Raw genomic sequence first — 5,908 nt, 5'->3', positions numbered from 1 at the left:
GGGGGGCCCGCCGTCTCCGTCCGGGGGGGGGGGGCCCCGCCGCCGTGTCCGGACCGGGCTCCGCCGTCGTGCGGGCCCGGGTTCCGCGGCGGTGTCCGAGTCGGCGCTCCGCCGTCGTGTCCGGCCCCGGCCGGTACCGGCCGTCCTACACTGGCCCGCTGTGAACGAAACACTCGGGGACGCCGCGCTCGTCCTCGTCTTCATCCTGCTGGGCGGGTTGTTCAACGTCGCCGAGATCTCGCTGATCTCGCTGCGCGAGGGCCAGATCCGGACGCTGGAGGCGCACGGCACCCGCCGCGCCGCCCGGGCCGCGCACCTGGCCGCCGACCCCAACCGCTTCCTGGCCGCCGTCCAGGTCGGGGTGACCTGCATGGGCTTCCTGTCCGCCGCCTTCGGCGCGGACACCCTGGCCGGCAAGGTCGCCCCGCTGTTCGTCCGGGCCGGGCTGTCCGAGGGCGTGGCCGCCGCGGTGGCCCTGGTCGGCCTCACCCTGGTGATCAGCTACGCCTCGCTGGTGCTGGGCGAGCTGACCCCCAAGCGGATCGGCCTGCAGCGCGCCGAGTCGATCGCGGTCGTCGCCGCCCCGGTGGTGGACGTGATGTCGGTGGTGCTGCGGCCGGTGATCTGGCTGCTCGGCCACTCCACCAACCTGATGGTCCGGCTGCTCGGCGGCGACCCGACCGCGGGCCGCGGCTCGATGAGCTCCGAGGAGCTGCGCGGCCTGGTCGCCGCCAACACCGAACTCGGAAGCGACGAACGGGCGTTGATCGCCGACGTGTTCTCCGCCGGGGAGCGCCAGCTGCGCGAGGTGATGGTCCCGCGCACCGAGGTGACCTTCCTGGACGCCGAGCGCCCGCTGGCCGCCGTCCGGCACCAGGCCGACACCTCGCCGCACTCGCGCTACCCGGTGGTCGAGGGCAGCGCCGACGCGGTGGTCGGCTTCGTCCACGTCCGCGACCTGTACGGCGCGCGCGGCGAGCAGGCCGTCAAGGTCCGTGACCTGGCCCGCCCGGTGAAGCTGCTGCCCGGCACCAAGCGGGTGCTGGAGGCGATGGGCGAGATGCGCCGGGAGGGCCACCACCTGGCCATCGTGGTGGACGAGTACGGCGGCACCGCCGGGATCGTCACCCTGGAGGACCTGGTCGAAGAGGTGATCGGCGAGATCCGGGACGAGTACGACAGCCCGGCGGCCGCCCCCACCCGGCGGCTGGCCGGCGGCGGCATGGAGCTGGACGGTCTGCTCAACCTCGGCGACTTCGCCGAGGAGACCGGCGTCACCCTGCCCGAGGGCCCGTACGAGACGGTGGCCGGCTGCCTGGTCGCCGCGCTCGGCCGGCTGCCCCGGGACGGCGACCAGGTGCGGGTGCCCGTCGAGGGGGGCGGCGGGGTGCTGCTGACGGTGGCCAAGGTCGAGGGCCGGCGGATCGCCCGGGTGGGGGTGAGTGCGGTCACACTGGCCGAGCCCGCGGGGGCGGAGGTTTCCTGAGCGGTCGGTGGAACTGGAAGAATGGCCCGCATGGTCAACGCAGCGGTCACTGGTCCGGTCAAGGACCGTCCCCGGGTGCTCTCCGGCATCCAGCCCACTTCCGGCTCGTTCCACCTCGGCAACTACCTGGGCGCGGTGCGCCAGTGGGTCGACCTGCAGAAGGACAACGACGCCTTCTACATGGTCGTCGACCTGCACGCGATCACGGTGCCCCAGGACCCGGCGACGCTGCGCGAGAACACCCGGGTCTCCGCCGCCCAGCTGCTCGGCGCGGGCCTGGACCCGGACCACTGCACGCTGTTCGTCCAGTCGCACGTGCCCGAGCACGCGCAGCTCGCCTGGGTGATGAACTGCCTCACCGGCTTCGGCGAGGCCTCGCGGATGACCCAGTTCAAGGACAAGTCCTCCCGGTACGGCGCCGAGGGCACCACGGTCGGCCTGTTCACCTATCCGATCCTCCAGATCGCGGACATCCTGCTCTACCAGGCCGACGCCGTCCCGGTCGGCGAGGACCAGCGCCAGCACGTGGAGATCACCCGCGACATCGCCGAGCGCTTCAACACCCGCTACGGCCGGACCCTCACGGTGCCGAAGCCGTACATCCTCAAGGAGACGGCGAAGATCCAGGACCTCCAGGACCCGGCCGTCAAGATGAGCAAGTCGGCCTCCTCGCCCAAGGGCCTGGTGAGCCTGCTGGACGACCCGAAGGCCAGCGCCAAGAAGTTCAAGAGCGCCGTCACCGACACCGGCACCGTCGTGTCCTACGACGAGGAGGGGAAGCCGGGCGTCTCCAACCTGCTGCGCGTCCACTCCGCGCTCAGCGGCCAGTCGGTCGAGCAGCTGGTCGCGCACTTCGAGGGCAAGATGTACGGCGCCCTGAAGACCGAGCTGGCCGAGCTGTTCACCGAGTGGGTCACCCCCTTCCAGGAGCGCACCCGGCTGTTCCTGGACGACCCGGCCGAGCTGGACCGGGTGCTGGCGATCGGCGCCGAGAAGGCCCGCGAGGTGGCGTCGGTGACGCTGGAGACGGTGTACGACCGGATCGGCTTCCTCCCGGCCGCCAAGCGGTGAATCCCCTCACACGCCTGCCCGGTGGTGACGGCCTCCCCGAGGTCGTCACCATCGGCGTGTCCGTGAGCGTCCCGGACCCGTACGGCACGGCGATCCAGGACGCCCGGGCCGGGCACGGCGACCCGCTGGCCCGGTCGATACCCACGCACGTCACCCTGCTGCCGCCGACCGAGGTGCCCGCCGGGGAGCTGCCGAAGATCGAGGAGCACCTGGCGGCGGTGGCGGCCGCGCACCGGCCGTTCCGGATGCTGCTGCGCGGCAGCGGGACCTTCCGCCCGGTCTCCCCGGTGGTGTACGTCCGGGTCGAGGAGGGCGCGCAGGAGTGCCGGCTGCTGGAGGCGGACGTCCGCTCCGGCCCGCTGGCCCGCGAGCTGGCGTTCCCGTACCACCCGCACGTGACGGTCGCCCACGGTCTGCCGGAGGACGTGCTGGACCAGGCGTACGAGCAGGCGCGCGGCTTCCGGGCGGACTTCCCGGTGCCGGGCTTCGGCCTCTCCCGCTTCGACGCGGACGAGGTCTGGCGGCCCTGGCGGAGCTACCCGTTCGGGTGAACCGGGGTGTGCTCCGGGGCGTGTCCGAGGGTGTGACCTAGCCCTCCCCGGCCGCCGAGTTCGAGCATCCGGTCGACCACCCGGCGGGCCGCGCCGCCGTCGTCCAGCGCGCAGTGCTCGGCCCGGAAGCGCCGGTAGCGCTCGGCGTAGCCGGGCGGCGGTCCGCCGTCGCCGTCGGCCAGTTCGCGCAGCGCGCCGAGGAGTTCGGCCGACGTGGGCACCAGCGGGCCGGGGGCGTTCGACTCGAAGTCGAAGGAGAAGCCGCGCAGGGTGTCGCGGTAGTGCTCCAGGTCGTAGGTGAAGAAGTACATCGGGCGGCCGGTGATGGCGAAGTCGAACATGATCGACGAGTAGTCGGTCACCAGGACGTCCGCGACCAGCAGCAGTTCCTGCGGGTCGGGGTAGTCCCCGCAGTCGTACAGGAAGCCGTCGCCGGCGCCCGGCAGCGGCTCGCGGACGTGCGCGTGCGGACGGACCAGCAGCACGTGGTCCGCGCCGAGCAGGCGCCGCGCGTGGCCGAGGTCCAGCCGCAGGTCGAGCCGGAACCCGTCGCCGTCGCCGCGCTGCTGGTCCTCGCGCCAGGTCGGCGCGTACAGCACGATCCGCCGGCCCTCGGGGACGCCGAGCCGGCGGCGGACGGTCGCGGCGGCCCGCGGGTCCGGGCGGGCGAGCACGTCGTTGCGCGGGTAGCCGGACTCCAGCAGCTCGCCGCCGTAGCGGAAGGCGCGCCGGAGGATCGGGGTGGCGAACGGGCTGGGGGAGAGCAGCAGGCTCCACTGCGGGGTCTCCCGGTCGAGCGCCCGCAGGTAGCCGCGGTCGGCCAGCCAGGGGCTCTCGACGTCGTGGGCGATCCGCTTCAGCAGGGAGCCGTGCCAGGTCTGCACGACGACCTGGCCGGGGCGGCGCTCCAGGAAGTCCGGGAAGTGGGTGTTGCCGACCAGGTACCGGCAGGTGGCCAGCGCGCGGTACCACTCCGGGCTCCAGCTCCGCACCGGGACGACTCCGGGCGGCAGCGCGGCCTGGGCGTCGTCGACCACCCACAGGTGCTCCAACCGGCCGTCCCGGCGGGCGAGTTCGGCGTGCACCGCGCGCGGGGAGTCGGCGTAGCCGCGGCCGCCGAACACGTCGTACAGCACCGCCTCGCGCAGCGGCGCGCGGCGGGCGGCCGGGTAGCGCTCGGTGCGCAGCCGGTGCTGGGTCCAGGCGCTGCGCTCGGTGGCGGTGAGCACCGGGGTGGAGTCCACCACCAGGGTGTCGTGCCACCGGCGTTGCAGCAGGATCCGCTTGCCGCCGGCGGTGGTGGCGGCGGGGACGGCGGTCAGCGCGCCGGGGGCGGCGAGCAGCGGCCGGCCGTCCCCGGGGCGGCCGACCGGCTCCAGCGCGGCCTCCCAGACGCCCTTGCGCAGTGGCAGCGGGACGCCGTCCGAGCCGGTCCGGGTGGCGGGCACCCGGGCCCGGAAGCGGCCGTCCGGGCCGGTGCCGACCGGGGTGCGGACCTCGCTCGCGGAGCCGGGGTGGCGCAGCACCAGCTCCAGTGCCGAGGCCGGGCCCGGGCAGTGGCCGGACAGCTCGAAGCCGCCGTCCCGTACGGCGATCCGGTCGACCAGGCCGGCTGCGGGCTGGACGCAGAGCTGGAGCCGGCCGTCGGCGAGGTGCTTGAGGTAGAGCACCCGGTCCGGGGCGCCGGGCAGCGGGTGCTGGCCGGCCACCGGGCCGCCGCGCTCGTCGAGGCAGGGCTGCACGGCGGCGCCGTCGGGGTACAGGAGTTCGGCGTCCCAGTGCTCCAGCCGGCCGCCGCCCCGCCCGTCGGCGGTGAACGGCCGGTACGGCACCCGGACGGTGAAGGTGTTGCCGGTACGGGCGAGCGGCCGCTCGACCACCGCGTCGCTCTCCCGGTGGCGCAGCCGCAGCACGGTGCCGGAGGGGCAGGTGTCGGCGACCCCGTCCAGGTCCAGGCCGTCGGGGGCGGGGGCGGCCCGGGTGACCAGGACGGCCGGGCGCTCCAGCCGCAGGTGCAGCCGGCCGTCGGCGAAGAACGGCTGGAGCCGGACGTCGTGGTCCACCCAGTGGGCCGGCGGGTACTCGCCGGACCCGCACCAGTACGGGGCGAGGGCGCCGTACCGGCGGCGCACCCGGGCGGGGCGGGGGCGGGTGAAGAGCGTGGCCTCGATCCGCCAGTCGCCGAGCAGCCAGTGGCCCCCGCGGCGCAGCCGGCCGGGGGCTATCAGGGCGGTGAAGCCGGACCAGTCGTGGTTGTGCTCGGACTGGGCGCTGTCGTCGGTGACCTCGGGCATCCGGCGGGGGCGGGAGCGCAGGTGCAGCGGCGGCTGGGAGCGGTTCTGGTGGCGCAGGGTCAGCCAGGTCCAGGCGGAGCCGGGCCGGCCGGTGTCCTGGCCGTCCGGGCGGGCGAAGCCGGTGAGCTCCAGGCCGCGGCCGTGCCAGCGGGCGCGCAGCAGGCCGAAGGCGACGTCCTCGTCGGCGGCGGGGTGGTCGGCGGCCACCCGGGGGGCGGCGTGCGGCAGGACCAGCCGGGTGAGCACAGGCATGGCGGTGGGAGCCCTTCGGGAGGGAGATCCACATCCCATCCAGAAATGGCGCCGGGGTCAATTGCACGCTTTTTCGAATGCCCCGGGGAATGCTTTTTCGGGAACGCCGGTTCGACATTCGAAATCGGTTTTCCGGTCGTTTCCGGATCCGGCTCCGGAAGCGCGCGGGCGCCCGGCACCCCGAGTGTGGCGGGGGCCCCCGGCTCCGGGGGGGGGGGTAAACAAATGTGGGCCAACAGGGGCCGACCCCGCTG

Annotated in this window: 4 protein-coding genes; 3 read left to right on the top strand and 1 reads right to left on the bottom strand. The window is 74.5% G+C overall.

What is annotated here, in order from left to right; translation table 11 throughout:
* The first annotated feature begins 160 nt into the window (after nucleotides 1-160).
* The 3 genes from ACFVXH_RS37410 (at nucleotide 161) to ACFVXH_RS37400 (ending at nucleotide 3,108) form a co-directional block, all read left to right on the top strand.
* The gene (locus tag ACFVXH_RS37410) at nucleotides 161-1,486 is read left to right on the top strand and encodes a hemolysin family protein (RefSeq protein WP_049654801.1); all 1,326 of its coding nucleotides are present in this window, start codon (nucleotides 161-163) and stop codon (nucleotides 1,484-1,486) included.
* 30 nt (nucleotides 1,487-1,516) lie between these two features.
* Nucleotides 1,517-2,557 carry a tryptophan--tRNA ligase gene (trpS, locus tag ACFVXH_RS37405; RefSeq protein ID WP_049654802.1) on the top strand — a complete coding sequence of 347 codons (1,041 nt, stop codon included), beginning with the start codon at nucleotides 1,517-1,519 and terminating at the stop codon, nucleotides 2,555-2,557.
* A 62-nt stretch (nucleotides 2,558-2,619) separates the two neighbouring features.
* Complete coding sequence (locus ACFVXH_RS37400) at nucleotides 2,620-3,108, top strand: 2'-5' RNA ligase family protein (RefSeq protein ID WP_375877443.1); 489 nt, start codon at nucleotides 2,620-2,622, stop codon at nucleotides 3,106-3,108.
* Here ACFVXH_RS37400 and ACFVXH_RS37395 read toward each other — a convergent pair.
* Nucleotides 3,093-5,654 (bottom strand): CDP-glycerol glycerophosphotransferase family protein, encoded by a 2,562-nt coding sequence (locus ACFVXH_RS37395; protein ID WP_387830581.1) that lies wholly within the window; start codon nucleotides 5,652-5,654, stop codon nucleotides 3,093-3,095. The genes ACFVXH_RS37400 and ACFVXH_RS37395 overlap by 16 nt on opposite strands.
* Between the last annotated feature and the right edge of the window lie 254 nt (nucleotides 5,655-5,908).

The sequence above is a fragment of the Kitasatospora sp. NPDC058184 genome (assembly GCF_042883725.1).
Taxonomy (GTDB): domain Bacteria; phylum Actinomycetota; class Actinomycetes; order Streptomycetales; family Streptomycetaceae; genus Kitasatospora.
This window is presented reverse-complemented; position numbering and strand designations above follow the sequence as displayed.